Consider the following 308-nt stretch of genomic DNA (forward strand, 5'->3'; position numbering starts at 1 on the left):
CGACCTACTCTCCCACGTGTTACCGCAGTACCATCGGCTCTGGCGGGCTTAACTTCTCTGTTCGGAATGGGAAGAGGTGGACACCGCCGATATAGGCACCTGAAGATCTTTTGAAAGTTTTAAGTCTTAAGTTCTAAGTAGTAAGTCTTCCTACTTCCTTTTACTTATTCACTCTCTAATTTCTTTTCCGGCTATATCTATAGTTAGTTCTCGTTTCTTATAACGTATAACTTACTACTTATAACTCATATTTAACATGATCAGAAGAAGTACTTGAAGAGATGGCCAACAGAGTGTCTGCTCTTGAA

At 40.3% G+C, this 308-nt stretch carries 1 rRNA gene; it reads right to left on the reverse strand.

From position 1 onward, the window contains the following. Positions 1-103, reverse strand: a 5S ribosomal RNA gene (gene rrf, locus DDR33_RS25455); the annotation flags it as partial. Between the last annotated feature and the right edge of the window lie 205 nt (positions 104-308).

The sequence above is a fragment of the Pararcticibacter amylolyticus genome, from assembly GCF_003130405.1.
GTDB lineage: Bacteria > Bacteroidota > Bacteroidia > Sphingobacteriales > Sphingobacteriaceae > Arcticibacter > Arcticibacter amylolyticus.